The sequence below is a fragment of the Paenibacillus sp. FSL R5-0810 genome, assembly GCF_038002285.1.
Lineage (GTDB): Bacteria > Bacillota > Bacilli > Paenibacillales > Paenibacillaceae > Paenibacillus_AQ > Paenibacillus_AQ lactis.
Genome location: NZ_JBBOCF010000001.1, coordinates 3,265,082 through 3,282,144, shown reverse-complemented (window position 1 = coordinate 3,282,144; position 17,063 = coordinate 3,265,082). Strand labels below are relative to the sequence as shown.

The following is a 17,063-nucleotide window of genomic DNA, read 5'->3' as shown; positions in this document are numbered from 1 at the left end:
TTACAAGTCCCGGTGCGCAATCACTCCGCATGTGGATCATGCAACAAATGGGGATGAGTATCTTCACAAGTCCGGTTGTGTGGGATCACTCCGCGTGCGGATCATGCCTCCAAATGAGGCATGAATCGGCCTCACAAAGTCCCGGTGCGCAATCATCACTCCGCATGCGGATCATGCCTCCAAATGAGGCATGAAATGGCCTCACAAAGTCCCGGTGCGCAATCATCACTCCGCATGCGGATCATGCCTCCAATCTCTGTTGTCCACTAATTTTCTTGGAATTGTCTCCAATGTCGTAAAAATTAGCGGACAAAGGAGAGCGCTGACGCTTTTCCGGCATGATTCCGCCTGCTCCGTTGAAGTCTTTGTTCGTGGGTGTTGGAGCATGCCCTTTGGGTTTCATTGCAGCTTGGATACGCTGCTGTAGGCCGTCGAACAAGACCCTCTTAGGGACTTGTTCACTCCCAAGGGGCTCAAACCGGCGTCACAAAACCCTTTTGGGGACTTGTTCGCTCCCAAGGGGCTCAAACCGTCGTCACAAGCCCCTTTTTGCTCTTCTGTCAAGAAAGTAGACACCTCTAAGCTAAGCTATACACTCGTAATAGCACTGCTCAAAACGCACCGGGGACATATACCCAATCGTACTGTTAGAACGTTTTCGGTTGTAAAAAAATTCAAGGTACCGGTACAGCTTCTGCCCGGCTTCCTCTTTTGTTTTAAACTTAGGTTTGCTGTAAATGAATTCTCGTTTCAGGATACTGTGAAACGCTTCAATACAGGCGTTGTCGTAGCAGTTTCCTTTGCGGCTCATGCTGGGCTTCATGTTAAATTGCTTCAACTGTTCACGGTACTCTTTAGCGGCATATTGCGAACCGCGGTCGGAATGGTGAATCAATCCCTTCGGTGGCTTCTTCGCAGCATACGCCATCTTTAGGGCATCGAGGGTAAGGTCTGTGGTCATCCGATCGCTTAGCTTCCAACCGACGATTTGTTTGGTGTACAGATCCAGGATGCTCGCAAGATAGAGTTTCCCTTGGCGGCAGGGGATGTACGTGATGTCAGCGACCCACTTTTCGTTGGGCTTTGTGGCTTTGAAATTTTGTTCCAATACGTTAGGGGCAATCGGGAGATCATGTTTGGAATCGGTCGTAACCACTCGGAACTTACGGGCCATGCATGAACGAAGGCCATGTTCGCGTAGAATGAGGCCCACCGTACGTTCCGATACCGTCCATCCTTCCTTCACCAGCTCGTTTCGTATTCGGGGACTGCCGTAGGTTTCATCGGAGTCATAGAAGTGCCATTTCACGCGTTCAGTCAGCGTTGCCTTACGTTTTTCCCGTTCAGAAGCTTCAGAGGTACGCCATTTGTAATAACCGCTCCGAGACACGTGAAAGAGAACGCACATCTTCTCCAATCGAAACTCGGAGCGATGATCTTCGATAAACTGGAACCTTAGTTCTTTTCTTTGCTGAAGATGTGCATGGCCTTTTTTAGAATCGCAATTTCTTCTCTCAAATCATCAATTTCGCGTTTTTGGTCTTCGATAAGTTGGGTTTGCTGACGTAAGGTTTCCCCATGATTGACAGGCTCGTGCTCGAATGCTCGATACTTTTTGACCCAGTTACGTAATGTGCCTGGATTAATGTTCAACTCATCGGCGATCTGCTCCAGCGTCTTCGACTGTTCTTGCACGTACTTTACGGTTTCACGCTTAAATGTCTCGTTATAATGCTGCCTGTTACCACTCATATTTTTGACACCCTTTCGTCTGCTTTGTTTCATTATCGTTTTATCACTAAGGGGTGTCCACTTTTTATTCTAGCTGCATTTAGGGACTTGCTCGCTCCCAAGGGGCTCATAACGGCCCGACAAGTCCCTTTTAGGAACTTGTTCGCTCCCAAGGGGCCAAAACCAGCGTCACAAGACCCTTTTAGGGACTTGCTTACCCCGGCGCCCCCCAAGTCGGTTGGGGTGGTATGTCCAACGTCATTGCCTTTGGGGTTTACGGACGTCCATCGGCGGATCCCCTTCACCTGCTAGGTTTCAACGTACGCACATTCTCCCCTCGATGCACTGCTTCCCGTACGAACATGGTTCCTCTAAGTACATACTCTTTATAAAGCACATACTCTCTCTAAAGCACATACTCTCTGTAAGCACATGCTTCCCGTAAGCACATTTCTCTTGTGCACGGTTCGGGTCCGGGGAGGGTTGATATGGCTACCGCACATAGAGATATGGTTGCAGGCCCTTAGAAATTTAGCTGCCGAACGTGGCTGCCGCCCAAAGAATTACTTACTAAAGAACATGCCATAGAATCATCCTGCCCACATAGAAAAATGCCTGCCTACCATAGAATCTTCCTACTCACCTTAGAGACAGCTGGGCATTTCAGTCTCGTTCCGGCAGAAAAAATGCACCTCCGTTGTCACCTCACCACTTTCCAGTGAGGTATGACAGAGGTGCATTTTTATGTTGCATTGAGGTCGAATTAGCCGACAATCAAATGCTTCCTAATTTAGCCGCCAGATTAATACGGGATTTTATCCGCGGATTCGATCGTTCCGCCGCCAAGGCATTCTTCGCCTTGATAGAACACGACGGCTTGTCCCGGAGTAATGGCTTTTTGCGGCTTTGCAAACGCCACATGCACCGTGCCGTCTTCACGCGGCGTAAGCGTCACTTCCTGGTCTGGCTGACGGTAACGGAATTTGGCGGTGCAGGTGAAGGCGGCTTTGGGCATAGCGTCCGCGCCTGCAATCCAGTTGACTCCCGAGGCGATCAATCCTGTTGAATACAAGCTTGGATGATCTCCTTGCACAACGTAAAGAATATTGTTGTTCAGATCTTTGTCAGCCACAAACCAAGGTTCGCCCGAGCCGGATCCGCCAATGCCGAGACCTTGGCGCTGGCCGAGCGTATAGTACATGAGACCGTCATGACGGCCTTTCACCTCTCCGGTGACGATATCCACCATGTCGCCGGATTGGGCCGGCAAGTACTGGCTCAGGAATTCCTTGAAATTCCGTTCGCCGATAAAGCAAACGCCGGTGCTGTCTTTTTTCTTCGCGGTGTACAGACCGGCTTCCTCCGCGAGGCGGCGCACTTCCGGTTTAGGCAAATGCCCGATCGGGAACATGGCTTTAGACAGCTGCTCCTGGTTGAGTGCATTCAGGAAATAGGTTTGGTCCTTGTTGCCATCGACACCACGGAGAAGATGGAATTGCCCGTTCTCCTCGGTGACGCGCGCGTAATGGCCGGTTGCCACATAATCGGCTCCGAGATCGAGCGCTTTGTTCAGGAACTCGCCGAATTTGATTTCACGGTTGCACATGACATCAGGGTTCGGCGTTCTTCCGGCTTTATATTCATCAAGAAAATAGGAGAATACTTTATCGAAGTACTCCTTCTCGAAATTGACGGTGTAGTAGGGAATGTCCAGCTGTTCGCATACCCGGCGCACGTCTTCCGCATCCGCTTCGGCGGTGCAGTAGCCGAATTCGTCGGTATCGTCCCAGTTTTTCATAAAGATGCCGATTACTTCATAGCCCTGCTGCTTGAGCAGCAGCGCCGTTACGGAGGAATCGACTCCCCCTGACATGCCGACAACGATCCGAGTGTTCTTATTATCTGTAGACATCGTTATCACCATTTTCATCTTAAATTGTGCCCATGACGTATTTTAACATACTTTCGCCAAGGTTCCCATGCTTGGATATGTCCACTCAGGGTGAACAAATTTTTACGATTTGATCCGGATTATTAGCCATTGGCATTCAGGATATGGTACCATAAGCTGAGGGTAATGATCGGAATACGGAGAAAACTCAGAATTAGCAGGAATCGAGCATACGTGTACCGTATTTATCGTGTTATCCGATTCCCCTAACAGCATGTTCAAGTATGGACATCATATACAAATATTCGAAAGAGGTGTCACCTTTGAAGATATCAACTAAAGGAAGGTACGGATTGACGATTATGATGGAGCTGGCCGCCAAATTCGGCGAAGGCCCGACCTCGCTCAAAAGCATAGCGGAGAAGAATCAGCTCTCGGAGCATTACCTGGAGCAGCTGATCGCGCCGCTTCGGAACGCAGGTCTGGTCAAGAGCATTCGCGGCGCATACGGCGGCTACATCCTGTCCCGCGAGCCGGCTTCGATTACGGCGGGGGACGTCATCCGCGTGCTCGAAGGGCCGATCTCACCGGTGGATTTTACGGAAGAAGACGATCCGGCGAAACGGGATTTGTGGCTTCGTATCCGCGACAGCATCGCCGAGGTACTGGATTCCACGACGCTTGATAACCTCATCAATTTCCAGGAACAGTCCGCTGCGGACAATTACATGTTCTATATTTAATTCGAAGGCTGAAGCATTAACCGGCTAAGCCACATATAATCAAGGGGTATTGCGTCTCTCTGTGGTATCCCTTGATCTATAACATGATCCCACGTTTTCTACAGATCGCCTCCGCGTCAACTTGGAAGTTTGAACTCCTTTGTTATCTGATCTGATCGATCGCTCCATATGCCTTCCGAATGGGGTAATCTCATTCCATCTGTAGCTGTATCCGACATCTTCACCGTTTCATTGCTTTTTCGCTCCATGATTAGAACCCGCCTTCCCCGGACATGCCAGGTAGCTTTCTTATATGGCATGCGATGTGCCGGAGAAATCGAAATCACCAAAACTCGGTGAAGAAAAAAGATGAGTTAGCATAAGGGAACATCGGGACAAGCGGAACGAAATCCCAAGAACATAAGCTTGACAGCTCGTTGTTGAACAAAAAGGCTTTAAATGAAATAGAAGGGGTAACAATATGGGTTGGTCGGTGTCTAATGATGTAGGCAAGTGAACTTAGACTAAAAGGGGAGAAATTATGAGTAGAAGCTGGCAAGAGGATATGAATCTTTGCCATTCGGTTGATGAGGAAAGTAAATCTGCCGCGTTAAAATACTGGCTTGAGCAAGCAGCAGCAGAGAAACAAAGGGCGGATACGCTCAATAACGCAGTAAAAGAAGCCATCGACATTTGCGAAAGCATGACGGAGTCCGATGACCCCCTGGAGATTCTTGAGCAAGCGTTGATTAAATTGCAATTAGTCGTGTCTCTTCCATTGAATAAGGGAAGCTTGAATACTATGAGCAGCTGGAGCTTTGGAGAAACGAGTTTTAAGAAAGAAAGTTTATAGAAAACAGTTTATAGAGAATAGGCTCCTTGGTCGTTATTCTTGATCCGTTGACTTCTGTTTTTGTATGCCTGGAAGGGGGGTATAATTACAACCTTTTTGTTGTTGTTTTGTTTCAGAAATTTTTCATGAGAAGTTGCAGAGCTGGGGCTCATCGTATATGCTATTATCGGGTTGTGATAAAAAGAACTTCCACGAGCCAAAGGGATGAACAGCCCTCCTGAGCTTATTTAGAATCCATGACAGAAGCCAATGAGGTTTTCATCGATAAGCTGCGGATAAGAGACCACATTTTTGCTGTAAAGCTTCCTTAATGTTTTAGCATAAAAATCACATTCCGGCATATGGGCGCGATCACGATGAAATGACGAATCGCCTAACCGCCTAATCTCCTTAATCGCCGGAAATGTGAATACTCGACTAATATCAAGGTGCGTGAATAAACATGAAAACCGTGTATTTGGATCATGCGGCCTCGACACCGATGCATCCGGCCGTCGCGGAAGCAATGATGGACATCATGACGAACTGGCACGGCAATGCTTCGAGCGTCCATGCATATGGACGGGAAGCGAAGAAGATTGTGAACGGGGCGCGGGATCGAATCGCGTCCCTTTTGGGATGCCAATCGGATGAGCTGGTATTTACCTCCGGCGGCACCGAGAGCGATAACCTGGCTATCTTCGGCATCGTTGAGGCGGCTGGGGTAAGCGGCAAGCATGTCATTACCTCCGCGGTGGAGCATCATGCGGTGCTTCATGCCTGCCAAGAGCTGGAGAAGAGAGGCTGCGAGGTTACCTACATTCCGGTCGACCATACCGGTCGCGTCTCGGTAGAGGACATCGCCGGCGCCATCAAGGAGAACACCGTGCTTGTTACGATTATGTATGGGAATAACGAAGTAGGCACCATCCAGCCGATAGCCGAGATCGGCGAGCTGTGCGCAAGCCGTGGCGTCGTATTTCATACGGACGCCGTGCAGGCGCTGGGATCTGCTCGAATATCCTGCCGTGACCTCCCCGTCGATATGTGGAGCTTCTCCGCTCACAAAATTAACGGCCCGCAAGGTGTCGGCGCTTTGGTGGTCAAACGGGGATTGAGCTTGTCACCGCGTCTATTTGGCGGGCTGCAGGAGAAGAAGCGCCGTGCCGGAACCGAGAATATGGCGGGAATTGCCGGATTTGCGGCGGCAGCGGAGCTCGCCGTTAACGGGATTGAGCAGCGGCTTGCGCATTATCGGCTGCTGCGGAACACGCTGCTCGAGGAGCTTCGCCGATTGATCGGTGAGGAGGCTTTTGCGATCAACGGAAACCAGGAGTACTACCTCCCGCATGTGCTGAATCTCAGCTTTCCTGATGTGAGCACCGAGACGATGCTGATGAATCTGGATATGGAAGGCATAGCGGCTGCAAGCGGCTCGGCCTGCACCTCGGGCTCGCTGGAAATCTCTCATGTGCTTCAGGCCATGAAGCTTCCGGACCCGATTTTGCGATCTGCGATTCGATTTAGTTTCGGTTTGGGTAATACTACTCAAGAAATGGAGTTCACGGCCCAAAAAATTGAAACCATCCTTAAACGGCTGCGTAAATAAATGTTGAGGGATTTCTCTTTTCGCTAATAAAGGGGGTATGCGTTCATCCATTTCATCCTTAGAAGCCGAGGGGCTGGCTGCATGCCATGCTGGATTGCCGGTTTCAAACAAGCGGAGGATGAGGAGGTATCCATCTAGCAATGAAGCTTCAGGAAATGATCGGACTGGCTGTATTCGACGTGGAAAACGGTAAAGAAATCGGAAAAATCCACGATTTTATACTAGATGATAACTGGCTGATAACCGGATTGGAACTTGAAGGCAGAGCTTTGTTCTCCACACATGTGAAAAGCGTTGCATGGGAAGACATCGTAGCCTATGGAGAAGATGCCGTCATGATCCGGAGCCAAGAGGCCGTACGGAAGGTAGGAACGGGCGAAATTGGCTTAACTTACCTTACAGGCAAGCGTAAATTGAAAGAAATGCAGGTCCTGACGGAGGACGGAGTTCTGCTCGGACGTGTTTCGGATGTTTATTTTGAGCAGGAACAGGGCAATACAATATTAGGATTGGAAATATCCGACGGTTTTGTATCGGATTTGATCGAAGGCCGCAAATGGCTGCCTTGCACAGCGGAAATGGCTGTCGGTGAACATGCCGTAATGGTCCCCCCGATGAGCGAACAGCGTCTGGAAAAAGCCATTAATTCTGTGAACGGATAGGGTGAAGTAGGATGAAATGTCCAAACTGTAGTTCCAAAGATATCGGAAAAATCGGCTCCCACCAGTTTTACTGCTGGGGATGCTTTATTGAATTGACGGTGAACGGGGAGAAGATGTCCGTATACCAGGTTGAAGAGGACGGCACGCTCAGCTCGCTGGATGATTTATTCTTCGGCGATGAGATGCAGCCGGAGTTCCCGCATTTGCACGCCTCTTCCTAAAGAGCGCGTACATATTCTCAGAGAATAGGGCCTTCCCGCCGGATCCATGGAGATCTTCCGCGAGGGAGGTCCTTTTTCTATGAACCAGAGGAACTGAATGTTAGATTAAATCCGGAAGCTTGGACATATACTACAGGGTAAGCTTTTGCCGTAAAGGAGAGTGCCCTGTGGAACAGCTGACCGAGAGCAAGTGGTTTCGCTTTTTAATATGGCTGCTGCTTGGACTGATTACCCTTTATTTTGTATGGCTTCTTAGGCCTTTATTTCTCGATGTCTATCGTTTTGTCAAAGCGGTGCTTGCTCCGTTTCTGATAGCCATGATCATATCCTATGTCCTGAATCCGATTGTATGCATGCTGTCCGACCGTAAGGTCCCGCGAAGCGCTGCGGTGCTCCTGATCTATGCGGTGTTCTTGGCCGCACTTGCCGTCATTCTCATCAATTTGATTCCGATGCTGATACGGCAGCTGGAGGAATTAAACGAGCATCTGCCTGAGCTGACGATGAACGCGCAGTCGCTGATGACCAGTCTGGATAGCCGTCTGCTGCCGCCGGGCGTACGAACCGGGGTGAACAGCTGGTTTCTGACCATCGAATCGAGGCTGGCCGGAGGCATCTCGGACTTTATGGACAATATCGGCAATGCGATTAACATATTGTTCAATGTCATGATCGTGCCGTTTCTCATTTTTTACATATTAAAAGATTTCGAGGTGTTTCAGCGGACGACCGTTTCCTATCTGCCCCGAAGCCACCGCAAGTCGATCGTTATCCTGCTTAAGGACATTGATAATGCCCTTGGCAATTATGTCCGGGGGCAGTTTCTCGTTTGCCTCATTATCGGTATTCTCGCATACATCGGTTATATGATCGTAGGCATGCCGTATGCGCTGCTGCTTGCCAGCATCGTGGCCGTGTTCAACATCATTCCGTATTTGGGGCCTTTTCTGGGCGCCGCTCCGGCGCTTGTTATGGCTTCGACCCTTTCATGGAAAATGGTGCTGATGGTCGCGCTCGTCAATATGGTGTGCCAGACGCTCGAAAGCAATGTGATCTCTCCGCAGGTGGTTGGGAAGAAGCTGCATATGCATCCGCTTCTTATCATATTCGCCCTGCTTGTCGGAGGCCAGATCGCGGGAACTGTCGGCCTTATTCTCGCCGTACCTGTCTTTGCAGTGCTGAAGGTCCTCTTGCAACATGTGTTCGCTTATTATGTAAGGCGGAAATCGGGCTGAGATCCGAGCAGACGTTGACGATCGGTGGCGACGGATTGACAATAAGCCGTTTCCGTGGATATACTTGAAATATTAAACGAATATTCGTCCAAATCGATGAGAAAATCCCAGTAAGCTTCGTGCACCTTGCCCAGAGAACAGGTTCCTTTCGGCGGATCGATGCGATCCAATACGAATGGCTGCGAGAACCTGGAAGCGTCCAAGCTGAAATGCTAATTTTTGAGTGTGAACAAAATTCACCGGGTGGCTGCCGTTATCCAGCTGCAATGAGGCGATCGTCGCATGTCTTTTCGGTTAACCAACCGGACGGATTCTTGCACGATAACCAGGGTGGTACCGCGAGAACATCGTCCCTGAACTATTTCAGGGGCGTTTTTGTGTTCGGGTTAATTTGGCCCGGGCGTTATATTATGACTGGAGGATGCTAATGATGAAAGCAAGTGAAATTCGATCCAAATGGCTGGCGTTTTTCGCCGAGAAAGGCCATCACATTGAGCCAAGCGCTTCGCTTGTCCCGCACAACGATCCGTCGCTGCTGTGGATTAATGCAGGCATGGCGCCGCTGAAGCCGTACTTTGACGGCCGGGTGATCCCGGACAATCCGAGAATCGCCAACTCGCAGAAATGCATTCGTACCAATGATATCGAGAATGTCGGCAAGACGCGCCGTCACCACACGTTCTTCGAAATGCTCGGAAACTTCTCCATCGGAGACTACTTCAAGGAAGAAGTCATTACCTGGGCATGGGAGTTTCTGACCGACAAGAAGTGGATCGGGTTCGATCCGGAGCGCCTGTCCGTCACGGTATACCCGGAGGATGAGGAAGCGTTCAAGCTGTGGAACGAGAAGATCGGCCTGCCCGAGAGCCGGATTATCAAGCTGCAGGACAACTTCTGGGATATCGGGGAAGGGCCATGCGGACCATGTACCGAGATTTTCTACGACCGCGGGGAAGAGTATGGGCACGGAGCGCCGGAAGAAGAGCTGTTCCCGGGCGGCGAGAACGAGCGCTGGCTTGAGGTATGGAACCTCGTATTCTCGCAGTTCAACCATAACAAGGACGGCAGCTACACGCCGCTTCCGAACAAGAACATCGATACGGGTGCAGGACTTGAGCGTTTTGCCTCCATTTTGCAAAATGTCGATTCCAACTTCGATACCGACCTGTTCCAGCCGATCATTCAAAAGACCGCTGAGCTTGCCGGTGTGAAATACAAGGAGAAGGCGGAATACGACGTGGCGCTCAAGGTCATTGCGGATCATATCCGCACCGTCGCCTTTGCAGTTGCCGACGGCGTGCTGCCTTCTAATGAAGGACGGGGCTATGTCATCCGCCGTTTGCTCCGCCGTGCGGTTCGATACGGGAAGGTGCTCGGTCTTGACAAGCCGTTCATGTTCACGTTGACCGGCACGGTCGGCGACATTATGGGCGCCTACTATCCGGAGGTTGTGGAGAAGCAGGCGTTCATCGAGAAGGTAATCGCAACGGAAGAAGAGCAGTTCCACAAGACGCTCTCCGACGGGCTGGCGATTCTGGCAGAGATGAGCGCGGAAGCGAAGAAGCAAGGCCAATCGGTCATTAGCGGCGCCGATGCGTTCAAGCTGTACGATACCTATGGTTTCCCGTTCGATTTGACGGAGGATTATGCGGCTGAGCACGGCCTGAGCGTCGATCGCGAAGGCTTCGACGAGGCGATGAAGGAGCAGCGCGAGCGTGCGCGCAAAGCCCGCCACGAAACGGAAAGCATGAAGGTTCAAGGCGGGGTTCTGTCCGATTATACGGTTAAAAGCGAATTTGTTGGATATAATGACACCGTTCGCGATGCGAAGGTGCTGGCCATCATTACGGATGATCAATTTGCCGATGGAATCGGCGAAGGACAGTCCGCCCAGGTCATTCTGGATGCAACGCCGTTCTACGCCGAAAGCGGCGGCCAGGTCAGCGACCAAGGCGTGCTTGAGGGCGATACGGTACGCGCAAAAGTAGAAGGCCTGTTCAAAGCCCCTCACGGACAGCATGTGCATTTTGTAACCGTGGAGGCAGGCGAACTGAAGGTAGGCGACGTCGTAGCCGCCAAGGTGGATGCCAGCCTTCGAAATGATATCGTGAAGAACCATACGGCAACCCACTTGCTGCATAAAGCGCTGAAAGAAGTGCTTGGCGAGCATGTCAACCAGGCGGGCTCCCTTGTCGAGCCGCAGCGGCTGCGCTTTGACTTCTCACATTTCGGCAGCATTACCCAAGAGGAGCTGGCCGAAATCGAGCGCCGCGTCAACGAGCAAGTGTGGAAGAGCATCCCGGTGGTCATCGACCTCAAGCCGATCGATGAAGCGAAGGCTATGGGAGCGATGGCGCTGTTCGGGGAAAAATACGGGGATATCGTCCGCGTCGTCCAAGTCGGCGATTACAGCATCGAGCTGTGTGGCGGATGTCATGTGGACAATACGTCCCGAATCGGCATCTTCAAGCTGCTCGGAGAGAGCGGCATCGGCTCCGGCGTGCGGCGGATCGAAGCTGTGACCGGGCGCCATGCCTATGAGTACCTGGAAGGACAGCTGGATCTTCTCAAGCAGGCATCAAGCCTCTTGAAGAGCAACATCTCTGACGTGCCGAAGCGAATTGAGGGACTGAACCAACAGCTGAAGGAGCTGGCCCGTGAGAATGAATCGCTGCAAGGCAAGCTGGGAGCGATTGAGGCCAGTCAGCTGACGGATAAAGTGAAGCAAGTGGGTGAAGCCCAGCTGCTGGCGGCTGAAGTTCAGGCCGGCGGCATGGACGGACTTCGCAGCATTGCGGATGAGCTGAAGGGCAAGCTGCCGAATGCGATCATCGTACTCGGCGCCAAAGTGGGCGAGAAAGTGAACTTCGTCGTAGCTGTGCCGCAGGATCTGGTGAAGCAGGGCTATCATGCAGGCAAGCTGGTGAAGGAAGTCGCTTCGGTCTGCGGAGGCGGAGGCGGTGGCCGTCCGGATATGGCCCAGGCTGGCGGCAAGGATGCATCCAAGATGGCCCAGGCTCTCCAGCGGGCAGAGGAGCTTGTCGCCCAAGGCGTTTAATGCGTTGTCCTTCGGTGGTGTACAGCGGGCGGGGACGCATTCGCTGTACACTATCCTGAATTTTTTGGAGCACCCTCTAAATATTTCGCTTTGGATTTCCGTAGAGACGACGGAGTATGGTATGATATAACAAGATCAAGCTGGTAAATTTTCGACGAGGCATGGTTTACATGTTCTTTGAAGAAGCGAGGTGTGTCACACATGGACTCCATGGATAAGACAGTCAAGTTCAATGTAAAAGGTGATGAGAAGGAGGTTTCCGCTCAGGACATTTTACTTTCGGTATACGACTCGTTGGTCGAGAAGGAGTACAATCCGATTAACCAGATCGTGGGATATCTTTTGTCCGGGGACCCTGCTTATATACCTCGGCACAACAATGCCAGAAGTTTGATCCGGAAGAAAGAGCGAGATGAATTGATTGAAGAACTGGTCCGGTTCTACTTAGCCAGTCACCGTTAGGAGTATAGGGAATGCATAGAATCATGGGATTAGATTACGGGGACCGCAGAATCGGGATAGCCCTAAGCGACGTATTCGGATGGACGGCCCAAGGGCTCGAGGTCGTCGAACGCCGCCGGGACGGGAGCGAGCTGAACCGAATCGCCGAGCTTGTAAAAGAGCATGAGGTTGGTGAGATCGTGGTCGGCCTTCCGAAAAATATGAACGGCACGATTGGTCCCCGGGGTGAAATCTGCATGGAATTCGCAGGCACGCTGCGGGATTCCCTAGACTTACCCGTTCACCTTTGGGATGAACGGCTATCAACAGTATCCGCTGAGAGGACATTGCTGGAAGCCGATGTCAGCCGAAAAAAGCGAAAACAGGTCGTGGACAAAATGGCCGCAAGTTTGATATTACAAAACTACTTGGATTCTAAAAGGTGAGGGTGATTACGAATGGCGAATGAGCATATTGGCATGGAAGAAGAACCGGAAATTATTTATATTCCCGATGACGAGGGCAATGAGGAAGAGTTTGAAGTCATCATGAAATTCGAGGTGGACGGCTCCGACGCCAGATACATGATGGTCGTGCCGCGTGAAGCAGCCGATGAGGAGACCGATGAAGTGTACGCCTTCCGCTATGAGGAAGACGGAGATGATCTCAAGCTGTTCATGATCGAGGATGACGAGGAATGGGCGATCGTCGAAGAAACCTTCAATACGCTCGTGGATGAGCTGAATGGGAGCGACGAGTAATGGCGGATTTTTCGGTTGAGAATATCGTGTGGACCCAGGTGCTCAAGGAAGCATTCGGTGAAAGCATCGAGCTTGAGGACGAGAAGGGTCAAGTCGAGGTCTATGATATTGCCGCCGAATTTGAAGTGGATGGCCAAGGCTATGCCATTCTGGTGCAGCCCGACCGGATGGACGAGGAGTACGAGGTGCTCCGGATCGTGACGGACGCAGACGGCAGCTTGCAGCTGGCGACCATTGACGACGATGAAGAGTGGGAAAATGTGTCGGAGCTGTATGATGAGCTGACGTTTCCGGAGGAAGACGAGGATTAAGGGCTGCTGAATCGATACTTACGCGGATTCTCTCGATTTGATTTCAAATGAGTTTATGGAAGGGGCGGACCTGTCCGCCCCTTTTGGTGTGAAGGGATGAGTAGATTGAAGAAACTGGCTATAGCAGCACTGGCGTTGATCCTCATTGCCGGCGGGGCTGCATTCTATGTGTGGAACGGCCTTCAGCCTGTTCAGAGCTCGGATGCCCCGGTAGAATTTACGGTGGAGCCGGGCATGAGCACATCATCCATTGCCGATCTGCTGGAGGACAAGGGATTAATTAAGAACGCCCTACTACTTAAAGGTTATTTGAAGCTTACGAATGAAGGGAGCCGGTTAATGGCCGGCACCTACGAGGCAACGCCCGGCACTCCCTTTCAGGATCTGCTGACGATGATGAATAACGGCGAAGTCAAGCCGGAGGAGATGGTCCGCTTTACGATACCGGAAGGCTTCACGGTCGCTCAAATGGCGGAGAAGATATCCGAGGAAAGCGGGATCGATGAGAAAGAAATTCTGGACCTCGCTGACCAGTCCTCCGGATGGGACATTCCGGTGGTGGCCGAAATCCCTGAGGATCCGGAGCTGAAGCATCATTTGGAGGGCTATCTGTTCCCGGCAACGTACGAGCTCCCGAAGAAGGATTTATCGGCCAAAGGAATCGTGGAGACCATGCTGCAGGAGACCGAAAAGCGTCTTGAAGAAATCCCGAATTGGGAGGAGCAGCTGAAGGCTCGCGGCGTGACGTTCCATGAGCTGATGACGATCGCTTCACTGGTCGAGCGCGAGGTGGTCGTCGATCATGAGCGTCCGCTTGTGGCCGGCGTGATCTATAATCGCCTGGAGCAGGACATGAAGCTGGAGATTGACGCTACGGTGCAGTACTTGCTGGATAAACCGAAGGAGCGGCTGCTTTATGCCGATCTGGAGGTCAAGAGCCCTTATAATACGTATCGCCAGAAAGGTCTCCCTCCAGGGCCGATCGCAAGCCCGAGTCTGGAATCGATCAAGGCGGCGCTGAACCCGGAGAAGTCCGATTACCTGTTCTATGTCACGAAGAAGGACGGGACCCAGGAGCATTTGTTTGCCAAGACGTATAAGGAGCATTTGAAGAACATCGAGACGAGCAAGAAGATGGGACAACAGGAATAGGAGGAATCCTAAAATGAGTAACAAACCCGAATTACTGGCTGCAGCCGGTTCGACGGCTGAAGTGCGAGCTTACCTGGATGCAGGGGCGAACGCTGTCGTCGTCGGCGAGGATCGCTTCGGCATGAGGCTGCCGGGGAGCATGACCTTAGAGGAAATCCGTGAGGCTGCCGAGCTGGCGCACAGCCGCGGCAGCAGCATTTATGTGTGCGTGAACAATCTAATGACCAATGAGCTGTTGAATGATCTGCCGGATTATATCCGGTCGCTGGGAGAGATCGGGATCGATGCTGTTGAATTTAACGACCCATCGGTGTTGACCGCAGTCAAGGAGCATGCTCCGAAGGTCAAGCTTCATTGGAACGCCGAAATGACGGCGACCAATTACTCCACAGCCAACTATTGGGGAAACAAAGGCGCTTCACGCGTCATCCTTGCCCGTGAACTGAATATGGATGAGGTAACCGAAATGAAGCCCCGCCTCGAGCTTGAGGCCCAGGTGCAGATTCATGGCATGACGAATATTTACCACTCCAAACGCCGTCTGGTCAAGAGCTACATGGCTCATCAGGGAAGACCGGTGGAGGAAGGGAACCTCGGCAAAGAGCGGGGGCTGTTCCTCATTGAAGCGGAGCGGCAGGACGAGAAGTATCCGATCTATGAGGATATGAACGGCACGCATATTATGAGTTCCGAAGATATATGTATTCTTGAGGACCTTCATCTGTTGATGGCAGCAGGGGTGGACAGCTTCAAGGTAGAGACTTTGCTGAAACCCCGACACTACAATGAGATTGTCCTCCGTACGTATCGCAAGGCAATCGATACGTACGCAGCCGATCCGTCAGGCTATGCGTTTCAGGAGGAATGGCTTGATGCGATTCGTGAGGTGCAGGATCCGGAGCGGGAATTGTCGTTTGGATTCTTCTATAAGGAACAAGTTTATTAAGGAGTGGACAGCATGGAAGCTATGGCACAGCCAAAATACAAAGGCAAACGCTATCGCCTGGACAAGCCGGAGCTGCTCGCCCCGGCCGGAAATTTGGAGAAACTAAAATTTGCGGTGCACTACGGTGCAGACGCTGTATATATTGGCGGACAGAAATACGGCCTTCGTTCCAATGCGGATAATTTCAGCTTTGAGGAAATGAAGGAAGGCGTAGAGTTTGCGGCCAAGTATGGCGCAAAAGTGTTCGTTGCAACGAACATCTATGCCCACAATGAAGATATTGAAGGAATCGAGGAATACTTGCGGAGCTTGCAGGATGCGGGTATTGCCGCCATTATCGCCGCCGATCCTGCGATCATAGAGGTGGCTAAGCGAGCTGCACCGAAGCTGGAGGTTCATCTGAGCACCCAGCAATCGACGCTCAACTGGCAGGCAGTGAAATTCTGGAAGGATGAAGGGCTCCCCCGCGTCGTTCTGGGCCGGGAGACGAGCCTTGAAGAGATCGCGACGATCAAGGAGCATGTCGATATCGAAATCGAGGCCTTTATCCATGGCGCGATGTGTTCCTCGTTCTCCGGCCGCTGCGTGCTCTCGAACCATTTCACCGATCGGGACTCGAATCGCGGAGGCTGCTGCCAGTCCTGCCGCTGGAAATACGATTTGTTCGAAGACGGAAGAGAGGATGCGGCAGGCTGGGTATCCGAGGAAGACCAGCTCATGCAGCAGGCCGCTTCTGCTCCGGCACCGTTCAAGCCGGGAGTGACCCAGATTCCGCTGTTTCAGCCGCAGGACAATCCGTTTACGATGGGATCGAAGGATCTGTGCATGCTGGAGCATATTCCGGATCTCATTGAAGTGGGGATCGACAGCTTTAAGATCGAGGGCCGGATGAAGTCCATTCACTATGTAGCCACGGTCGTGAACGTCTATCGGCAGGCAATCGACTCCTACATGGCCGATCCGGAGAATTATGTATTGAAGCCGGAATGGATCGAGGAGATTAATAAGGCGGCCAACCGCCCGCTCAATACCGGATTTTTCTACGACACGCCGGATCATGAGGATCATATCTACGAGCCGGAAGAAAAGGCCGTCCCTTACGATTTCGCCGGATTGGTCATGGAATATGACGAGGAGACCGGAATTGCCGTGATCCAGCAGCGGAATCATTTCAAGCCGGGCGACGAAATCGAGTTTTTCGGTCCGGACGGAACGTTCTTTAAACAGGCTGTTGGCCGGATCGAAGACCAGCACGGTCAAGAACTGGATGCAGCCCGCCATCCGCTGCAGCTGGTGCGGATGAAAGTGGATCAGCCGGTGCGCTTCTTTGACATGATGCGAAAACGCAAAAATTAGAATTTTATGGTTCTGTGGAACTACACAAAAAAGAATCCAAGGTCGTTAGACGGACCTTGGATTCTTTTTTATTTAAAATAATTAGGAAAAACAGATTATTTTTTTGCGAAAAGCCAAAGGAAAACACCCCCAATT

General features: G+C 51.5%; 17 protein-coding genes. 14 read left to right on the top strand and 3 right to left on the bottom strand.

The genetic code is table 11. The annotated features are described in order from the left end of the window. Positions 1 to 583: 583 nt before the first annotated feature. From MKX76_RS14850 to mnmA, 3 genes are all read right to left on the bottom strand, one after another. Complete coding sequence (locus MKX76_RS14850) at positions 584 to 1,444, bottom strand: IS3 family transposase (protein WP_251537007.1); 861 nt, start codon at positions 1,442 to 1,444, stop codon at positions 584 to 586. Between the two features lie 11 nt (positions 1,445 to 1,455). Next, on the bottom strand, positions 1,456 to 1,752 hold the full coding sequence (locus tag MKX76_RS14845) for a transposase (protein WP_007129247.1): 297 nt from the start codon (positions 1,750 to 1,752) through the stop codon (positions 1,456 to 1,458). Between the two features lie 781 nt (positions 1,753 to 2,533). Then, complete coding sequence (gene mnmA, locus MKX76_RS14840) at positions 2,534 to 3,643, bottom strand: tRNA 2-thiouridine(34) synthase MnmA (RefSeq protein WP_208604290.1); 1,110 nt, start codon at positions 3,641 to 3,643, stop codon at positions 2,534 to 2,536. Between the two features lie 302 nt (positions 3,644 to 3,945). Here mnmA and cymR point away from each other — a divergent pair, with 302 nt between their 5' ends. The 14 genes from cymR (at position 3,946) to MKX76_RS14770 (ending at position 16,928) form a co-directional block, all read left to right on the top strand. After that, positions 3,946 to 4,365 carry a cysteine metabolism transcriptional regulator CymR gene (cymR, locus tag MKX76_RS14835; protein ID WP_007129249.1) on the top strand — a complete coding sequence of 140 codons (420 nt, stop codon included), beginning with the start codon at positions 3,946 to 3,948 and terminating at the stop codon, positions 4,363 to 4,365. Between the two features lie 520 nt (positions 4,366 to 4,885). Next, the gene (locus tag MKX76_RS14830) at positions 4,886 to 5,197 is read left to right on the top strand and encodes a hypothetical protein (RefSeq protein ID WP_028405002.1); all 312 of its coding nucleotides are present in this window, start codon (positions 4,886 to 4,888) and stop codon (positions 5,195 to 5,197) included. A 442-nt stretch (positions 5,198 to 5,639) separates the two neighbouring features. Then, a complete protein-coding gene (locus MKX76_RS14825; RefSeq protein ID WP_341034065.1) occupies positions 5,640 to 6,785 on the top strand; it encodes a cysteine desulfurase family protein in 1,146 nt (381 codons plus the stop codon). A 140-nt stretch (positions 6,786 to 6,925) separates the two neighbouring features. Beyond that, positions 6,926 to 7,447 carry a PRC-barrel domain-containing protein gene (locus tag MKX76_RS14820; protein ID WP_007129252.1) on the top strand — a complete coding sequence of 174 codons (522 nt, stop codon included), beginning with the start codon at positions 6,926 to 6,928 and terminating at the stop codon, positions 7,445 to 7,447. A gap of 11 nt (positions 7,448 to 7,458) precedes the next feature. Continuing rightward, positions 7,459 to 7,668, top strand: coding sequence for a hypothetical protein (locus MKX76_RS14815; RefSeq protein WP_007129253.1), 210 nt, complete (start codon positions 7,459 to 7,461; stop codon positions 7,666 to 7,668). A 167-nt stretch (positions 7,669 to 7,835) separates the two neighbouring features. After that, complete coding sequence (locus MKX76_RS14810) at positions 7,836 to 8,903, top strand: AI-2E family transporter (RefSeq protein ID WP_007129254.1); 1,068 nt, start codon at positions 7,836 to 7,838, stop codon at positions 8,901 to 8,903. A 430-nt stretch (positions 8,904 to 9,333) separates the two neighbouring features. After that, positions 9,334 to 11,961: an alanine--tRNA ligase gene (alaS, locus tag MKX76_RS14805; protein ID WP_341035046.1), complete on the top strand. Its 2,628-nt coding sequence runs from the start codon at positions 9,334 to 9,336 to the stop codon at positions 11,959 to 11,961. Between the two features lie 201 nt (positions 11,962 to 12,162). Continuing rightward, on the top strand, positions 12,163 to 12,423 hold the full coding sequence (locus MKX76_RS14800; protein WP_007129256.1) for an IreB family regulatory phosphoprotein: 261 nt from the start codon (positions 12,163 to 12,165) through the stop codon (positions 12,421 to 12,423). Positions 12,424 to 12,434: 11 nt separating this feature from the next. Then, positions 12,435 to 12,848, top strand: coding sequence for a Holliday junction resolvase RuvX (gene ruvX, locus MKX76_RS14795; RefSeq protein WP_007129257.1), 414 nt, complete (start codon positions 12,435 to 12,437; stop codon positions 12,846 to 12,848). Between the two features lie 12 nt (positions 12,849 to 12,860). Continuing rightward, on the top strand, positions 12,861 to 13,163 hold the full coding sequence (locus MKX76_RS14790; RefSeq protein ID WP_007129258.1) for a DUF1292 domain-containing protein: 303 nt from the start codon (positions 12,861 to 12,863) through the stop codon (positions 13,161 to 13,163). After that, positions 13,163 to 13,474: a DUF1292 domain-containing protein gene (locus MKX76_RS14785; RefSeq protein ID WP_007129259.1), complete on the top strand. Its 312-nt coding sequence runs from the start codon at positions 13,163 to 13,165 to the stop codon at positions 13,472 to 13,474. Before MKX76_RS14790 ends, MKX76_RS14785 begins: the two co-directional genes overlap by 1 nt. Positions 13,475 to 13,579: 105 nt before the next feature. Next, a complete protein-coding gene (gene mltG / locus MKX76_RS14780; protein ID WP_341035045.1) occupies positions 13,580 to 14,626 on the top strand; it encodes an endolytic transglycosylase MltG in 1,047 nt (348 codons plus the stop codon). A 13-nt stretch (positions 14,627 to 14,639) separates the two neighbouring features. Next, positions 14,640 to 15,572 (top strand): peptidase U32 family protein, encoded by a 933-nt coding sequence (locus tag MKX76_RS14775; RefSeq protein ID WP_341034064.1) that lies wholly within the window; start codon positions 14,640 to 14,642, stop codon positions 15,570 to 15,572. Positions 15,573 to 15,584: 12 nt separating this feature from the next. Then, positions 15,585 to 16,928, top strand: a complete 1,344-nt coding sequence (locus tag MKX76_RS14770) for a peptidase U32 family protein (protein ID WP_341034062.1) — start codon at positions 15,585 to 15,587, stop codon at positions 16,926 to 16,928. The last annotated feature ends 135 nt before the right edge of the window (positions 16,929 to 17,063 follow it).